Here is a 13,626-nt window from a genome sequence, read left to right as displayed (position 1 = left end):
TCAAACCAGATCAGCCGTTCCTCCTGCCCAGTCAGCTGTGCCCTAGATATATTGGGCGATAAATGGACGCTGCTTGTCGTTCGTGATCTCATTTTACGCCATAAGCGATACTTCGGGGATTTTCAGAATTCCCCGGAAAAAATCGCTACCAATATCCTTTCTGATCGACTGAAAAAGCTGGAGGAATGCCACATCCTTTCGCGACGCCGTGATCCGGCTAATGCACGCAAGGTTATTTATATGCCTACTGAAAAATGCCTGGATCTGGTGCCTCCAATCATGGAGCTGTTACGTTGGGGTGCAAAATATGCTCCTGGAAGTAATGCGCACGAGAATCTGGTTCAACGATTCAAACAGGATCCGATGGAATTCATGGCGGAAATACGACTATCTCTACGTAAAGAGAATGAAGCGAATAAAGAATAGAGGGGTTAGATGTTTAATTTTTAATTGAAATTTACTGGAATGCCCTTGGCACCCCTACCGGAGGCAAAACTTACATATACCCTTGGTAAGGCACCTACTTAACATTAAACTGCAATGCGGAAGGAATGTTCCATGTACGATCAATCAAATGTCGAACGCACGCTGTACGGATTCTGGCTCTCACCTTATATGAGTCAGGTCGCGCACTTCCTCTCGGAAACCGGTCTAACTTATCGCTATGAACGAGTGTCCCCGTTTCAGGGGAGCACGCTCACGCCAGAGCACATAGAACGAAATCCTCTTGGGAAAATTCCCACTCTCAGGGATGTCAATGGTATAGATATTTCGGAAAGTCACGCAATCTGCCGTTATCTCGCGAGAATCTACCCGGAAGCACGAAAGTTTTATCCTATTGACGATCCAATGCTCTGTGCAGAGGTTGATGCCAAGAATGACTTCATCACTTTCTCCATTGCAGGCCCATTCTTCAACTGGTTTGTTGTCAGCGCGTATTTTCCAAAAGCATGGAAGCTCAAAATTGAAAAAGAAGCACATATCTATAACCTTTGTTCTGTCTTGCTAAGCAAAATGTGGCTGCCCCGACTAGTTAATGGCTCGAGAATGGAGCCGTTCCTGCTTGGCAAAGAGCCTTTTCTGCCGGATTTCCAGTTGTTCTACACGCTCGAGCTTAGCCAAATGTTTTCTGAGCTGTTCGAAATACCCGAGATGCATCTGTTCCGAGACAATTCAGCGTTGCAGACGTTTTACGATGCCATGTGCGAGCGTCCTTCTACCCGTAAAATACTGGCGGCTAAGGAATTGGAACTGGATGTCACGAAGAAGGAACTCTACGGCGGGTTTGGTGCGGCCTATCTTGACAAGCATATCGACAGGCGAATCCTTGGAGAGCTATTCGGACGTGAAGTCTGACCCATACATACTGCGGATCATCTGAATATGGTTTTGCATCTACAGCACTTTCGCAAGGGTCCAAGGGACCTCTTCTGGAGGTCTATTTCACCCTTGATAACTATGTCCATTTATCTCCCAGTACATCAAGTGCGCAACTCACCGGGCAGGAAGAACGCTGTAAGTGAGCTTGAGTACGCATATTTAATGGTTTGTTATAGGTGATTGCATTTTGCAACCGCTTTTATGGGTGGGCAAATGAATGTCCAACTCCTTCTTCATCGCAGAATTGCAGTCAAAATCCTCCGCTCATGGAGTCTTCCCGTGAAGGGGATATTAAGTTTTCTGGCTGGATACTTCTCCCTTTAATGTTCTTGGAAAGCTATATCCAACAAGACAGTAAACTGCAACAAGTTTCACGCCCTGTGAAGCTGTTCCAAGCTGGAAGCCAGTTCGCAGGAAATGTCATGAGTTTTGCGGGCGAGGTTAAAACACGCTATGAGAGCCCTTAGAGACGGATTGGCATTACGTCAGAAATACCGAATTGACCCTAAAGCTCTCGTACTTGAAGTTGGCTGGGGCGCGCTCCAACCGGACACAGGGCGTGACAGATCAAGTGCGGAGCGACCTGCGACGACATGCCAATCACTTAGCATACAGAAATATCCGTTTTGTGAGCTGACCCCATATCAGGTTAATCGCGCTTGAGCACGGGGGGCTTGAGCATCAGGCACGGGCTGAAACCAATGCTCCAGGATGAATTGCAGGGTAGAACTGCCGTTGAACTCGTTTATCTGCAGCCGGTAAATCGCTTCGATGACATCTGGAAGCGGATTCGCGTGAGAGAATAATATGGCGTCATAAAGAATATCCGCTTTCATTCCACTGTCATTCCTGATTTTTGTTTCCTGCCTCCTCAGTTTTAATTTCAGGTGTCTTTGCCCAACCACCCGCTGATCTTCCACGCAAAAGCGGGTGCTGAATGTGGGCGGCGCAAAACCCTGACCCCATATCTGTTCCGTGAGATGTCGTGCCAGTTCCAGATTCATTTCGGATTCGTCCAGGTCTCCGTCGGTCTCGATAATACGCTTGAGATCGGCCGGCGCGAGCAGCGCCTGTGCAGTTTGCTCGAACGCATCGCGAAATTTTTCGAAATCGCCGGTAAGTATGGTCAACCCGGCCGCGGCTGAATGACCGCCGAATTTCAGCAAAAGACCCGGGTAGCGTTTGGAAACGAGATCCAGCGCATCCCGTAGATGAAATCCCGTAATGGATCTCCCCGAACCCTTCAATTCGCCATTGCTGCCAGGCGCGAATGCGATGACGGGGCGATGGAACTTGTCCTTGATGCGCGATGCAAGTATGCCTATCACGCCTTGATGCCAGGTTGGATCGAACAGACTCAGGCTATGGGTATCCAGCGCCTTTATAGTTGGGTATTGTGAATGGGGTGTCGGTGCCGGAAGGAGAGCGTTCTCCAGCATCGCTAACGCACTATCCTGCATATCCGCCTCAATTTCCCGGCGTTTGCGATTAAGTGTATCGAGTTGCAGGGCTATTTGCGAAGCGCGGGATGCATCATCAGTAATGAGACACTCAATGCCCAGAGACATATCGTCGAGCCGTCCCGCTGCGTTCAATCTCGGCCCCAGCATGAAACCCAGTTCATATGCGGAAACGTACTGAAAATCCCGCCGTGAAACTTGCAGGAGAGCGTTGACGCCTGCGCAGGCGCGCCCCTTGCGGATACGCTGCAAACCCTGGTGTACTAAAATCCGGTTGTTGTCATCGAGTTTTACGACATCGGCTACGGTGCCCAGTGCAACCAGGTCCATCAGGCTGGCAAGGTTAGGTTCCTTTTGAGGAGGGCGAAAAACCCCATTGGCCCGCAACTCGGCCCGTAGCGCCAGCATCAGATAAAACATCACGCCGACGCCGGCGAGATGTTTGCTGGGGAAATCGCAGCCGGGCTGATTGGGATTCACGATCACAGCGGCATCCGGCAATTCATCTCCGGGCAGGTGATGATCGGTAACGAGCACCTGCATGCCGAGCCGGTTGGCTTCAGCAACGCCTTCCACGCTGGCTATGCCATTATCCACCGTGATCAGTATATCGGGGCGGGTTGCCCCGTCGGTTGCGGTTGCGCCTGTGGCACCGGCTGCAAGACGCACGATCTCCGGCGTGAGACCATAACCGTATTCGAAGCGGTTGGGAACAAGATAATCGACTGCCGCACCGAACTGCCTCAAGGCACGGATGCCGACTGCGCATGCGGTGGCGCCGTCGGAATCATAATCGGCTACGATCAGGAAACGTTTTCGAGCGAGGATTGCCTCGGCAAGGAATCGCGCCATTAGTGAAACATTCTTCAGGCGATCGAATGGGATCAGTTTAGACCAGTCCACTTCGAGCTGGGCTGGTTCTTCGATACCGCGTGCAGCAAAAACGCGAGCCAGTACGGGATGGAAGCCGTGCCCGAGCAGGGCATCGAAAGCATGCGACGGATAGACCCGCTGGATGGTGTTGGACATGCGTCAGAAAATCTTGGAACAGCCGCTACCGGAGTACACTGCAGTCAGGGTTCATCGACCTGTTCAGCAATAGTCCGTCCGACTGAATAAATAGTTAAGTTGAAGTGCGACTGCCAGGAAGGGCATCCATTCAGCATTTGCTGACCAGGGTTTAAAAATGGTAGTGCGCGCCGAAACCCAGGTAGTCGACTCTTTGTCTGAAAAATTGCCCGGTGGGAGAGTTTCCATGAAAATATTCTACCAGGAACAGGAGTTTCCGCCCAAATGTCTGGAAGTGATCCAATTGTACACCTGCCCTCGCCGATACATCGGCGTTCCAGTTATTCTGTTCATGGTTTTTGATGTCAACCGCCGCAATCGGTCTCATTGATACAGACTCGATTCGCCAGGGACTTCTGAACTCGACGCCATATTGTATTGACCAGGGTTTGATTGTCGACGGTTCCTTGTGAAAGATGCCTCCTCCTCCGCCGTAGACTCGTAATCCATACGGGAGCTCATACGACAGCCTGAGATCGGCTCCTTCATAGCTGAGATTGATTCGCTCGAAATTGGTTAACCTGCGCAGCAGAAACTCGTCGCCAAGATGTGAGCTCTGATGATAGATGCGGCCGAAAGCGGAAAAATTGCCTGCTCGCATACTTCCATAGGCCGAAGCTATAAAATCGGTATTGATGAGATCCGCGGAAGGCGCGCCGAGATTGAAGTCGCTGAAGACAGCGGCCTGGAGGCCGGCTTCCCATTGCACCGTGGATTTTCCGAAATTACCGCGGTAGAACGGAATCGTTTCCCCGAAGCTGACAGCGCCATTGCTATTTCCATCAATGTTGTTTCCGACATAATTACGGTATGCGGCCGAGAAATGGGCCCATCGGGGATCAGCCAGCAATGGTTTGAACAGATGACCTTCAGGCAGCATTCCGGTGGCGAGAACCGCCGGACCCGCTGCGGGCACTCCTTCACTCGCAACCGCCTCTTCCGGAGCCGGCCCCGGCCCCGGCGAGGTGGCAGCAGGTCGCTGAATAGGCTTGAATGCATCGCGCTGAGCGGGACCACCAGCAATACTTTCCGACACAGTCACCGCAGTGACTCCCGGAATCTCTGCCAGTGCCTGCACAATCGAGATACGGTTGTCCGGCGTCAGTTTATTCGCCGGAACTGTAATGATGCCATCCCGCACGATCAACGTCGGAATTTCGACCTTGAAACCATGCTTGAGAATCCCGGCGGCATAACCGGCAATATAGGCGTCCTCGGTTACCGCAGCGTTGACCGTTGATGTAAAAAGCAACAACGCCGCTGCGATGATAGAAAGATATTGCACGGTATTTCCCTTTTTTAAAGTCTTGTTTGAGGATGAGGTGGTTCTGTAGCTTTTGCTTTTTTTCAGCTTGCAACTCATGGATTATCATTTCCAGCGGCCGCGCATCTGAATTCTTGAACATTATTGAGGAGCAAAAATCTGGTCGGTACGGTGACGCACATAAACACCTGGATAGCCTTTCGATTATCATCGATATTGCCACTTGGGGTATTATGTTGATAAGGTCAATTTCAGGCGCCCGATCAGGCAGGAGCCGGCAATGCAATGGCTTTTCCTTTCTATCGCAATTACCAGTGAAGTCATTGCGACTTCCGCTTTGAAGTCGAGTAACGGATTCACGCAGCTGTGGCCGTCCCTTGTAGTGGTAGCGGGTTATGCCGCCGCCTTCTTTTTCCTGTCTCTTACCTTGCGCACAATCCCCGTGGGAATCGCCTACGCTATCTGGTCTGGCGCCGGCATCGTGCTCGTCACGCTTATTGCCTGGCTCGCTTTCGGGCAAACGCTGGATGGCCCCGCTATACTTGGACTGGCGCTTATCGTCGCTGGCGTGATTGTCCTGAACGTGTTTTCCAGGTCAGCGACTCATTAACCTACATCGACTATTCACCTTGAAGCGGGGGAGAACATCATGAGCACACTTGAAATGGCAGCCGGGAACTCCACCAAGAAATTATTGCGCGTCCAGCGCGGAGGAGAGCAGCACTGGGTTGGCGACGGCTTCCCCGTGCGAACGCTTTTCGCTTATGCGAACCTGGGGCCGATGATCAGCCCCTTTCTGCTTCTCGATCATGCCGGTCCCATGGAATTTCCGCCAACGGAAAAACGCCTGGGTGTCGGCGAACACCCGCATCGCGGATTCGAAACGGTCACTATCGTATATAGCGGCGAGGTGGAGCATCGCGACAGTTCCGGCAGCGGCGGCATTATCGGCCCCGGTGACGTGCAATGGATGACGGCGGCGTCCGGCCTGGTTCATGAAGAATTTCATGGCGGCGATTTTGCGCGGCAAGGCGGTATGCTGGAAATGGTGCAGTTGTGGGTCAATCTGCCCGCAAAAGACAAAACTTCCCCACCGCGCTATCAAAGCATATCGAATAGCCAGATTCCCGCACTGAATCTTCCCGGCGGTTATGGGACGCTGCGCGTTATCGCCGGCGAGTTTGGCGGTATAAAGGGACCGGCGCGAACGTTTACACCGGTTCATGTATGGGATCTTCATCTGGCGAGCGAGCAGCCGTTCTGCCTCCCGACGCCTGAAGGGTACACCACGTTGCTGGTGGTGCTCAGAGGTTCGGTAAACGTGAACGGCTCTGAAACGATTCGGGCGGCAGAGGTTGGCCTGTTTGATCGGGTTGGCGACCAAATGTGCATGGAGAGTGCACAAAATGCAACCGTGCTGCTGCTTTGTGGCGAGCCCATCGACGAACCGATTGTGGGAAGCGGCCCTTTTGTTATGAACAAGCCAGAGGAAATCAAACAGGCGATTACCGATTACCAAAGCGGCAGGATGGGACGTTTGTCATAGCTCCTACATTTGCCGCAGCTGTCATGAAGGGCGAGTAAGTTCGCCCAGGTGAAGATTTCCCTTCCTGAGCGACCCTGTATCACTACCATAGTCGTCAATCTTCGATCTTGGTGACAGATCGCGGTGACGTCATCAAATAGCCGGCTGGCTACGTCTTGCTGTCCTGGCACGTATCGATGTGGTTCCGATCATCCATGCTGGATGAGCTGCGGTTTTGGTACCGTACCGCCTGAAGAGCGGATGATCGATTGCCACGCACCTCTTCAGAGTAGTTATTCATTCCCGCCCCTGCACGTCCGTTAGAACATATCTTTCTACCCGATATTCACCGTTAACTGTTTTTCCTTCCTGCCCTCACTGGCTTCGTCCGTACTGCCTGCTCGCGGCGCCGACAGGAATGGAGTGTCAATTTTTCCTTGAACTCGGGACGTAGTGATCCATTTGCGCCCTGAAGGTGTACCAAGGTCCAATTGACCCTACTACTGGGGTTGTTACGATGCACACATGACTTGAAAGGCTTTTTTCCTGGGCTTGAATCCTGATCACGCTGCCCGGACTGCATTGATCTTCAAGTTTTTACCTCAGTTATCAGATGAGCATCGGTAAATCGGAGTACGCGTAGCGTGAGCATAAAAATTTTCTTGCGAGCAGGGGTATTTCTAATACTTTTATTTTCTGCAAACACCCATGCAATTCCCATATTTCAACTCGACTTTGCGCGTTCTTTGGATGGAGATGCCCATGACGCGCAATACGGCGGCCTCACCAGGATCAGCACGGGGGTTGATGATGTTCCGATACTTGCAAATCCTCTCTCGTGGAACCAGTATACTGCCGCGAATGCTGCGCCATTGACTGATTATCCGGGCGGAATCGGAATATTTTATGGCGTTCACTCGGTCTTTGGGAGTGATCTGCCGGATCTGAATATGATGAGTTTTCTCATCATGGACCATCCGTTTGCGGATTTCATCGACGCAGCGCATATTGTCGGATCAGGTGATGATAAAAATGCCGCTGATGAATTTTTTGCCCTGTTAGGCATTTCACTGGAGGACCCGCTAACAGTCGAAAAACATTCACAGGCATTTATTCGGAAAACCTCACCGGCTGCGGCGCCTGCAATAGTTCGGCAAAGTTCGCGAGATGATTGTCCGCAATCGCGCCAGGAGCAGTCGTACAAGCGAGGAGGAAGTCTTTGCCCCGAAGAGATTGGGTCGGGCGGCGGTAGCGGTTCTGGCAGGGGTGGCAGGGGCCGAGTCTCAATGCCCCGGGGTGGCGGAAGTGCTGGCTTGGGTCCCCAAAAGAGCATTATGGATGACAGCGGCTTCGGTGGTGGTGGCGGCCCTGGTGGAAGCGGAGGCGGTGGTGGTGGTACTGGCCAAAGCGACGCTGGCGCCGATACAGGTTCCGATAATGCCAACCCTGGTACTGGTATTGCAGGTAACGGGGATGTCGATAGCGGGTTCGATTTTGACAACCCGGATGGCGGGGGTGCGGGTGGTGGTTCCGGCATTGGCGGCGCCGATGGCGGGGCTGGTGGAAACGGAAATCAGGGCGAGGACGAAATCATCCCCAATGAAATCAGCACTGTTCCGGAACCGTCGACATTAGCGCTTCTTGCGCTTGGCTTTATTGGTCTCTTTATCGCGCGTAAAAGTGGCCGGAAGCAATCAGGATAAGTATCAGAAGTTTTCTCGAAAATTGGAGCTGTCGGTAGATGCCGATGTTTATTGATCCAATGCCTGCTCGTCGCGTTTCCTTTAAAGGATGCAGAACGGGAGCGGCAAACTATATCTTTTACGCGGACATATCCAGGTTTTTGCTTCAGGAGCTTCCTTCTCTTTTTTCTCCTTCCTGCTGGGCAGGGCAATATAATAGCCGGCTATTATTTATAGTAATGCCGGAGAATCTGGCGTAGGTTTTCTTGTCAAATCCGAATGTGCGACTTATTGTTGATTAAGGGGTGGCGATGGTATGTGAGGTTCATGGACGGAATCAATCTTTCTTGAGGAATTTATCGGAATCTTTTGGTTTTCGTCTGCGATAAGGAGATTTCATTGATGAAGCGGAGCCTGGGCATAAAACGTTTGCTGCTGGTTTCGGCGGGAATATGGCTGGCTTTAGCTGCTGTGGCGCCACCCGCATTTTCTGATAATGCCGTCAAGCTAAGAATACTGGTTATCACGACAGGTGAGGTAGCGGAAGATCTGGGATTCGCCTACATCGGCCCCGTCCTTGACGAAATGGAAGTGCCATATGATGTATTGAATGCCCGGACACAGGATTTAACGGCCGCCATGCTCGCCTCATCTTCGGCCGGCGTCGGTTGCAAGGCTGAGGATGCGGGTTGTGTAGGCAACTATAACGGCGTTATCCTTACCGACGCCGATCTGGTTTCAAGCTTCACGCCATCGGAATGGGACATACTGCATAATTACCAGAAAAACTTTGGCGTCCGCCAAGCGGTGCTGTCAGGATGGCCGGCCACCTATACGGATCCGCAACCTCCTCATGGAGTCTACCTGGATTATGGTCTTGTCTATTCGTCAAGCGGCAATGACTTCGATGCCAAGTGGACGGTGCCTGCCGCCTATAGCAAGGAGGTCTTTGAGTATGTGAACCAGTCGAGTTCGTTTCCAATTACGGACTTTGCCTTCGCGGCCAACCCTCGAAATGATGCCATCGGCCTGCGGGACGGTTCTGTACCGCACGTCGATCCCATTCTGCGAACCCGAAATGGCGAGGCGCTGATATCGATCGTGCGATACATGATGCCTTCCCAGGCAACGCCTGTACGCGAGGTTATGATCTCGACTATCACGAATGCGTCGTTCCTGGTCCACTCCAATGTTTTGGCCTACGAGTTCATCAACTGGGTGACACAAGGCATATTCGTGGGCTCACGCTTTGTCTATATGGCTGCCCATATGGACGACTTGTTTCGTCATAGTAAATTGTGGGATTCCGTTCTCAAAAAAGAACATCCCGTCATGACCTATCGCTTGAACAGCGCAGACATCAACAATATAGTGCGTAGACAGCAGGCGTTTCGTGCCGCACATCCACTCGCCGGTAATTTCAAGCTGGATTTTGCATTCAACGGTGCGGGCGCGGTTGTCGATCCAGAAGCGGTGTCGCTGGCCGCAAACCTGACGGAAGACCTGGTTGCGGCGGTAGTGGCCAACAAAGCAGATTTTCGTTTTATCAACCATACCTTCACTCACGCGGATTTGGATAAGGCGCCGATTCCAGCGGATGCCCCCTGCGATGAGGCTAGATTTACCAACGTCGCGGCCATCCGCGCGGAAATTACCAAGAACCAGGCGGTTTGGGCGCTTCTGGATCTTCCCGAGAGAAGTCAAAACAACCGAGTGCTGATAAGCGGCGCCCACTCGGGCTTGAGAGACCGCAAATGCACGGAGAATCCTGCTTTGCACCCTGATATGTTTGACCTTCAAGCTGATGATATAGCATTTGATGCGGGTGGCGCCAATCCGCTATTCCTCGAAGCGGCCGCCAGCGTGGGCGTGGAGTATCTCGGTGCCGACGCATCGCAGCGGGCTGAGAACATTGAACAATATATCGCTCAGTACGAAGACGGCAGCGGAACGGATCGACTGATGTTGCCACGCTGGCCAACCAATATTTTCTATAACGTGACGAATCCATCCCAGTTGGAAGATGAGTACAACTATATTTACAACGGGAGATTTATCAATGCGGGACGAAATCCATGTGAAATACCCGAAGCTATCTGCTCTCCCCGGAATTATGCTGAAATCCTCATGGTGGAAGCAGATATGGCGTTACGGCATATGCTGACATTCAATATGTGGCCTCATTTTTTCCATCAGGCGAACTTGGCTAAATACGACGAAAGCGGTAATACACTGGAATTTGACTGGCTCAATGCGGTTTTCGTGGAATATGAGCAACTGTTCAATTTGCCCGTCAGGAATTTACCATATTATCTGATCGGTGACGGTACCGCGGAAAGTCTCAACGTCAAGTCTGCGATTATCCACGCGCAATGGAATCGCACGACCAATCAGATCATCCTGTCTGCAAACAAAGCTGTACCGAACCTTCGCGTCACGGGACTCTCTGGTGGAGAGTTGTACGGGGGCCAATTTATCCGTGCTGTCAACGTAGATACAAACGCTACGGCGCACGTTGTCGACCGCGGGCTGACCCAATGAGTATGCAACGCTTCTCGGCTTTTCGTATCCTGCCGGTTATTGCGCTTTCCATTTTCATGGTCACAGGAACCCCAGTGGCGGCACAGACGGCATCGAAAAAAACTGATGAGGCAACTCAACAAGCCAGTGATGAGGCTAGAAAGAAGATACGAAAGGCAAATGACTTCAAGCTGAAAACAGGAGAGCCGTTGTTTCCCAAACAGGCAAAATCCCTGGCGAAGGGTTATAAAGAGACGGCGGAGATTATCGCCCGACAAGGCGGTGACCCGAAACCCATTCTTGACGCCGCAGCTTATTTCGAGGACCAGTCCGAGCTTGTTTCAAGAGTCAATCCGAGTAATAAGCCGCCCGTTCGGTGAATCTGAGCTCCTGAGCGCCCTCGTAAGAGCTTGGGTTCGTGTCAATGAAATCCGGAATTGTCCGGACGGCACCCGGCCTACCGCGATGATCGGCTTAGGCCGCCGAGCATCATGCTCATCGCAACATTGATCAAGCAGAGCCTGACTCCGAGCCGCAGTGACGCAGTTGAGCCGGCCAATATGTTCACATGAACACTCACATGCGTTTTTTTTCCGGCAAGGCGAGTTTCGCCTTGGCAGCGGGCAGCGCTGTCTTATCTACGAATTTGTGCTTGAGCGTGAGCTTCTGGCCGATTTGCAGCAGACGGCCTGTGCTACCGTTCCATGACCTTATTTGCTCCACCGTGACGTCATGGCGTTTGGCAATGCCCAAAAGCGAATCGCCTTTTCTGACAGCGTAGACGAAATTGTGTTCGAGCATTTTCGGCGTGGCGGGTTTGTCGCTCATAACCGAAATGTCCATACCTTCGGCGCTCCCATTACGGGGAACGAGCAAAATCTGTCCTGCCGTTATCGCGCCGTTCGTATCAATATCGTTGATTTCCTTCAGTCGCCCGACGCTGATCCCATGCCGAGCCGAGATTTTTTCTATCGTCTCGTCTTTTTTTGCCTCATAGGCTTGCCACGATACCAGGGGTCTGTCATGAATTTTCAGATTTTCCACAAAGACATCCACTTTTTCCGCTGGAAGCAGCAGCGTACGCGGTCCGTCGATATTGATGACCGGCCGATTATGGCCTGGATTAAGCGCTTTAAACTCATCCACGGAAATTTCAGCAAGCTTCGCTGCCACCTTTACGTCGATATGACGGGTTGCTTCGACCTGGCCGAAATAAGGCTCGTTGGGAATGGATTCAAGCTCAATCCCGAAGGCGGCCGGGTTCAAGATAATATTTCTGATTGCGATCAGTCTGGGAACATAGTTTCGGGTTTCAGGCGGCAGCGCGATATTATGAAAATCCTCCGGAAGGCCGCTGCTGCGGTTCTTCATGAGCGAACGTCCCACCGCACCTTCACCCCAATTATATGAAGCGAGTACCAGTTCCCAGTCGCCAAAGATGCGATGGAGGTTTTGCAGATAATCAAGTGCGGCGCCGGTGGCGGTGACTATGTCCCGACGTTCGTCATACCACCAATTCTGTTTCAAGCCATAATTCTTCCCCGTGGATGGGATGAACTGCCAGATGCCGGCGGCACTTCGATTGGAATAGGCTTTTGGATTGAACGCACTTTCGATAATAGGCAGCAGGGCGATCTCGGCAGGCATGCCGCGGCGCTCCACCTCTTCAACGATATGGAAGAGGTAGCGTTTACCGCGCTCGACGATGCGCTTTATATATTCAGGACGATCAACGTAAAAATCTTCGTTGCTGCGCACCTTTTCACCATCCAGTTTAGCCATGGCGAAGCCATTACGAATGCGTTGCCATAAATCAACGGGGAGAGGAGGCGCTATCTTTCGTGTGGGCGGGCTCGCTTCAATGATGGGAATGACTGGATCGCTTTCTGCGATGGGAAGCGTGTTCGATTTGTCGCGCGCAAGCTCCGCAATCGACTGACCAGCATGTTCTTCTGCGTTTGCTGCGAGACTCGCGGCTGTCAGCGTGAGACTGGTAATCAAAACTAAAGTGAGCCGTTGAACTTCCATGGTTATTATTGACCTTTTGCCGAGGTTTTATTTGGAGAAAATTCGCTGGGGTAAGGCCTCATTCTAAAATCTGATCAAGCTGCACAAGGCATTATCCCGTGGCAGCAATCGCTAAACGGATATCAATCCCATCAAAAAGCAATAAGTGAGCTATAACGGCGGGACCTGCCCCGTGCATGGCTGCCACGGGCCAGAAAAGAAATTTATCCTCGTGTTGCAGGCTGAGCCCCGAATGCCGCCAGCTCTACCGCCGGCAGTGGTTGCCACCCTGGTTTCCGATGTTCTGCGATGACATTGGTAAAAATACCGCCGCGCACGTAAAATTTGGCAGTGAGACGTAGATACCTTGGCTCCAGGACGGCTACGAGGTCATCGGCAATATGGTTGGTTACAGCCTCGTGAAACGCTTTTTCATTCCGATAAGACCAGATGTAGAGCTTGAGGCTTTTAAGCTCGACGCAGTTTACGTTTGGAATGTAATCCAGAATCAGGGTGGCAAAATCCGGTTGTCCGGTTTTTGGACAAAGGCAGGTAAACTCCGGAATTTCCATATGAATATGATAATCCCGCGCCGGTGCGGGGTTCGGAAAAACTTCCAAGTTGGTCGTGGGATTGCTGGGCATTCTCTTATCTCTTTCAAATCGGTTAGAATTGTCTACCCTGGGGTGTGGTCGTTGCACAATAGCCCAGAATAACTTC

The 13,626-nt window shown here is 51.8% G+C and carries 12 protein-coding genes; 8 read left to right on the top strand and 4 right to left on the bottom strand.

Going from position 1 to position 13,626, the window contains the following annotated elements; translation table 11 throughout:
• Both BLP78_RS05210 and BLP78_RS05205 read left to right on the top strand, forming a co-directional pair.
• Positions 1–426 (top strand): winged helix-turn-helix transcriptional regulator (locus tag BLP78_RS05210; RefSeq protein ID WP_371128857.1); only part of this gene is annotated, 426 nt, incomplete at its 5' end.
• A 132-nt stretch (positions 427–558) separates the two neighbouring features.
• A complete protein-coding gene (locus BLP78_RS05205) occupies positions 559–1,356 on the top strand; it encodes a glutathione S-transferase family protein (RefSeq protein ID WP_176752783.1) in 798 nt (265 codons plus the stop codon).
• A gap of 668 nt (positions 1,357–2,024) precedes the next feature.
• Here BLP78_RS05205 and recJ read toward each other — a convergent pair.
• Together recJ and BLP78_RS05190 are read right to left on the bottom strand one after the other, a co-directional pair.
• On the bottom strand, positions 2,025–3,869 hold the full coding sequence (recJ, locus tag BLP78_RS05195) for a single-stranded-DNA-specific exonuclease RecJ (protein ID WP_090457173.1): 1,845 nt from the start codon (positions 3,867–3,869) through the stop codon (positions 2,025–2,027).
• 151 nt (positions 3,870–4,020) lie between these two features.
• Positions 4,021–5,193, bottom strand: a complete 1,173-nt coding sequence (locus BLP78_RS05190) for a DUF1207 domain-containing protein (RefSeq protein WP_256330075.1) — start codon at positions 5,191–5,193, stop codon at positions 4,021–4,023.
• Between the two features lie 259 nt (positions 5,194–5,452).
• Between BLP78_RS05190 and BLP78_RS05185 the strand changes: the two genes are divergently transcribed.
• The 6 genes from BLP78_RS05185 to BLP78_RS05165 all read left to right on the top strand — a co-directional run bounded on the left by BLP78_RS05185 (position 5,453) and on the right by BLP78_RS05165 (position 11,279).
• The gene (locus BLP78_RS05185) at positions 5,453–5,782 is read left to right on the top strand and encodes an SMR family transporter (RefSeq protein WP_090457212.1); all 330 of its coding nucleotides are present in this window, start codon (positions 5,453–5,455) and stop codon (positions 5,780–5,782) included.
• A 39-nt stretch (positions 5,783–5,821) separates the two neighbouring features.
• Positions 5,822–6,718, top strand: coding sequence for a pirin family protein (locus tag BLP78_RS05180; RefSeq protein WP_371128856.1), 897 nt, complete (start codon positions 5,822–5,824; stop codon positions 6,716–6,718).
• A 1,146-nt stretch (positions 6,719–7,864) separates the two neighbouring features.
• Positions 7,865–8,332 (top strand): hypothetical protein, encoded by a 468-nt coding sequence (locus BLP78_RS15925; RefSeq protein WP_256330074.1) that lies wholly within the window; start codon positions 7,865–7,867, stop codon positions 8,330–8,332.
• Positions 8,287–8,400 carry a PEP-CTERM sorting domain-containing protein gene (locus BLP78_RS16205; protein WP_371128858.1) on the top strand — a complete coding sequence of 38 codons (114 nt, stop codon included), beginning with the start codon at positions 8,287–8,289 and terminating at the stop codon, positions 8,398–8,400. The genes BLP78_RS15925 and BLP78_RS16205 overlap by 46 nt, the downstream gene beginning before the upstream one ends.
• A gap of 381 nt (positions 8,401–8,781) precedes the next feature.
• Complete coding sequence (locus BLP78_RS05170) at positions 8,782–10,920, top strand: Agd3-related carbohydrate deacetylase (protein WP_090457166.1); 2,139 nt, start codon at positions 8,782–8,784, stop codon at positions 10,918–10,920.
• On the top strand, positions 10,917–11,279 hold the full coding sequence (locus BLP78_RS05165; RefSeq protein WP_090457164.1) for a hypothetical protein: 363 nt from the start codon (positions 10,917–10,919) through the stop codon (positions 11,277–11,279). The genes BLP78_RS05170 and BLP78_RS05165 overlap by 4 nt, the downstream gene beginning before the upstream one ends.
• Before the next feature lie 196 nt (positions 11,280–11,475).
• Here BLP78_RS05165 and BLP78_RS05160 read toward each other — a convergent pair whose 3' ends face one another.
• Both BLP78_RS05160 and queF read right to left on the bottom strand, forming a co-directional pair.
• Complete coding sequence (locus tag BLP78_RS05160; RefSeq protein WP_090457162.1) at positions 11,476–12,927, bottom strand: transglycosylase SLT domain-containing protein; 1,452 nt, start codon at positions 12,925–12,927, stop codon at positions 11,476–11,478.
• A 203-nt stretch (positions 12,928–13,130) separates the two neighbouring features.
• Entirely contained in the window at positions 13,131–13,550 is a 420-nt protein-coding gene (queF, locus tag BLP78_RS05155) for a preQ(1) synthase (protein ID WP_090457160.1), read from the bottom strand.
• Positions 13,551–13,626 lie beyond the last annotated feature (76 nt).

Source organism: Nitrosospira sp. Nsp1 (genome assembly GCF_900100985.1).
Classification (GTDB): Bacteria; Pseudomonadota; Gammaproteobacteria; order Burkholderiales; family Nitrosomonadaceae; genus Nitrosospira.
Note: the sequence above shows the minus strand (reverse complement) of the source record. Positions and strands in the feature narration are given on the sequence as shown.

Coding starts and splice junctions, on each gene's coding strand:
- queF (WP_090457160.1), bottom strand. CDS start 13,550: ATGCCCAGCAATCCCACGACCAACTTGGAAGTTTTTCCGAACCCCGCA.
- BLP78_RS05160 (WP_090457162.1), bottom strand. CDS start 12,927: ATGGAAGTTCAACGGCTCACTTTAGTTTTGATTACCAGTCTCACGCTG.
- BLP78_RS05185 (WP_090457212.1), top strand. CDS start 5,453: ATGCAATGGCTTTTCCTTTCTATCGCAATTACCAGTGAAGTCATTGCG.
- BLP78_RS05180 (WP_371128856.1), top strand. CDS start 5,822: ATGAGCACACTTGAAATGGCAGCCGGGAACTCCACCAAGAAATTATTG.
- BLP78_RS05170 (WP_090457166.1), top strand. CDS start 8,782: ATGAAGCGGAGCCTGGGCATAAAACGTTTGCTGCTGGTTTCGGCGGGA.
- BLP78_RS05205 (WP_176752783.1), top strand. CDS start 559: ATGTACGATCAATCAAATGTCGAACGCACGCTGTACGGATTCTGGCTC.
- BLP78_RS05165 (WP_090457164.1), top strand. CDS start 10,917: ATGAGTATGCAACGCTTCTCGGCTTTTCGTATCCTGCCGGTTATTGCG.
- recJ (WP_090457173.1), bottom strand. CDS start 3,869: ATGTCCAACACCATCCAGCGGGTCTATCCGTCGCATGCTTTCGATGCC.
- BLP78_RS15925 (WP_256330074.1), top strand. CDS start 7,865: ATGATTGTCCGCAATCGCGCCAGGAGCAGTCGTACAAGCGAGGAGGAA.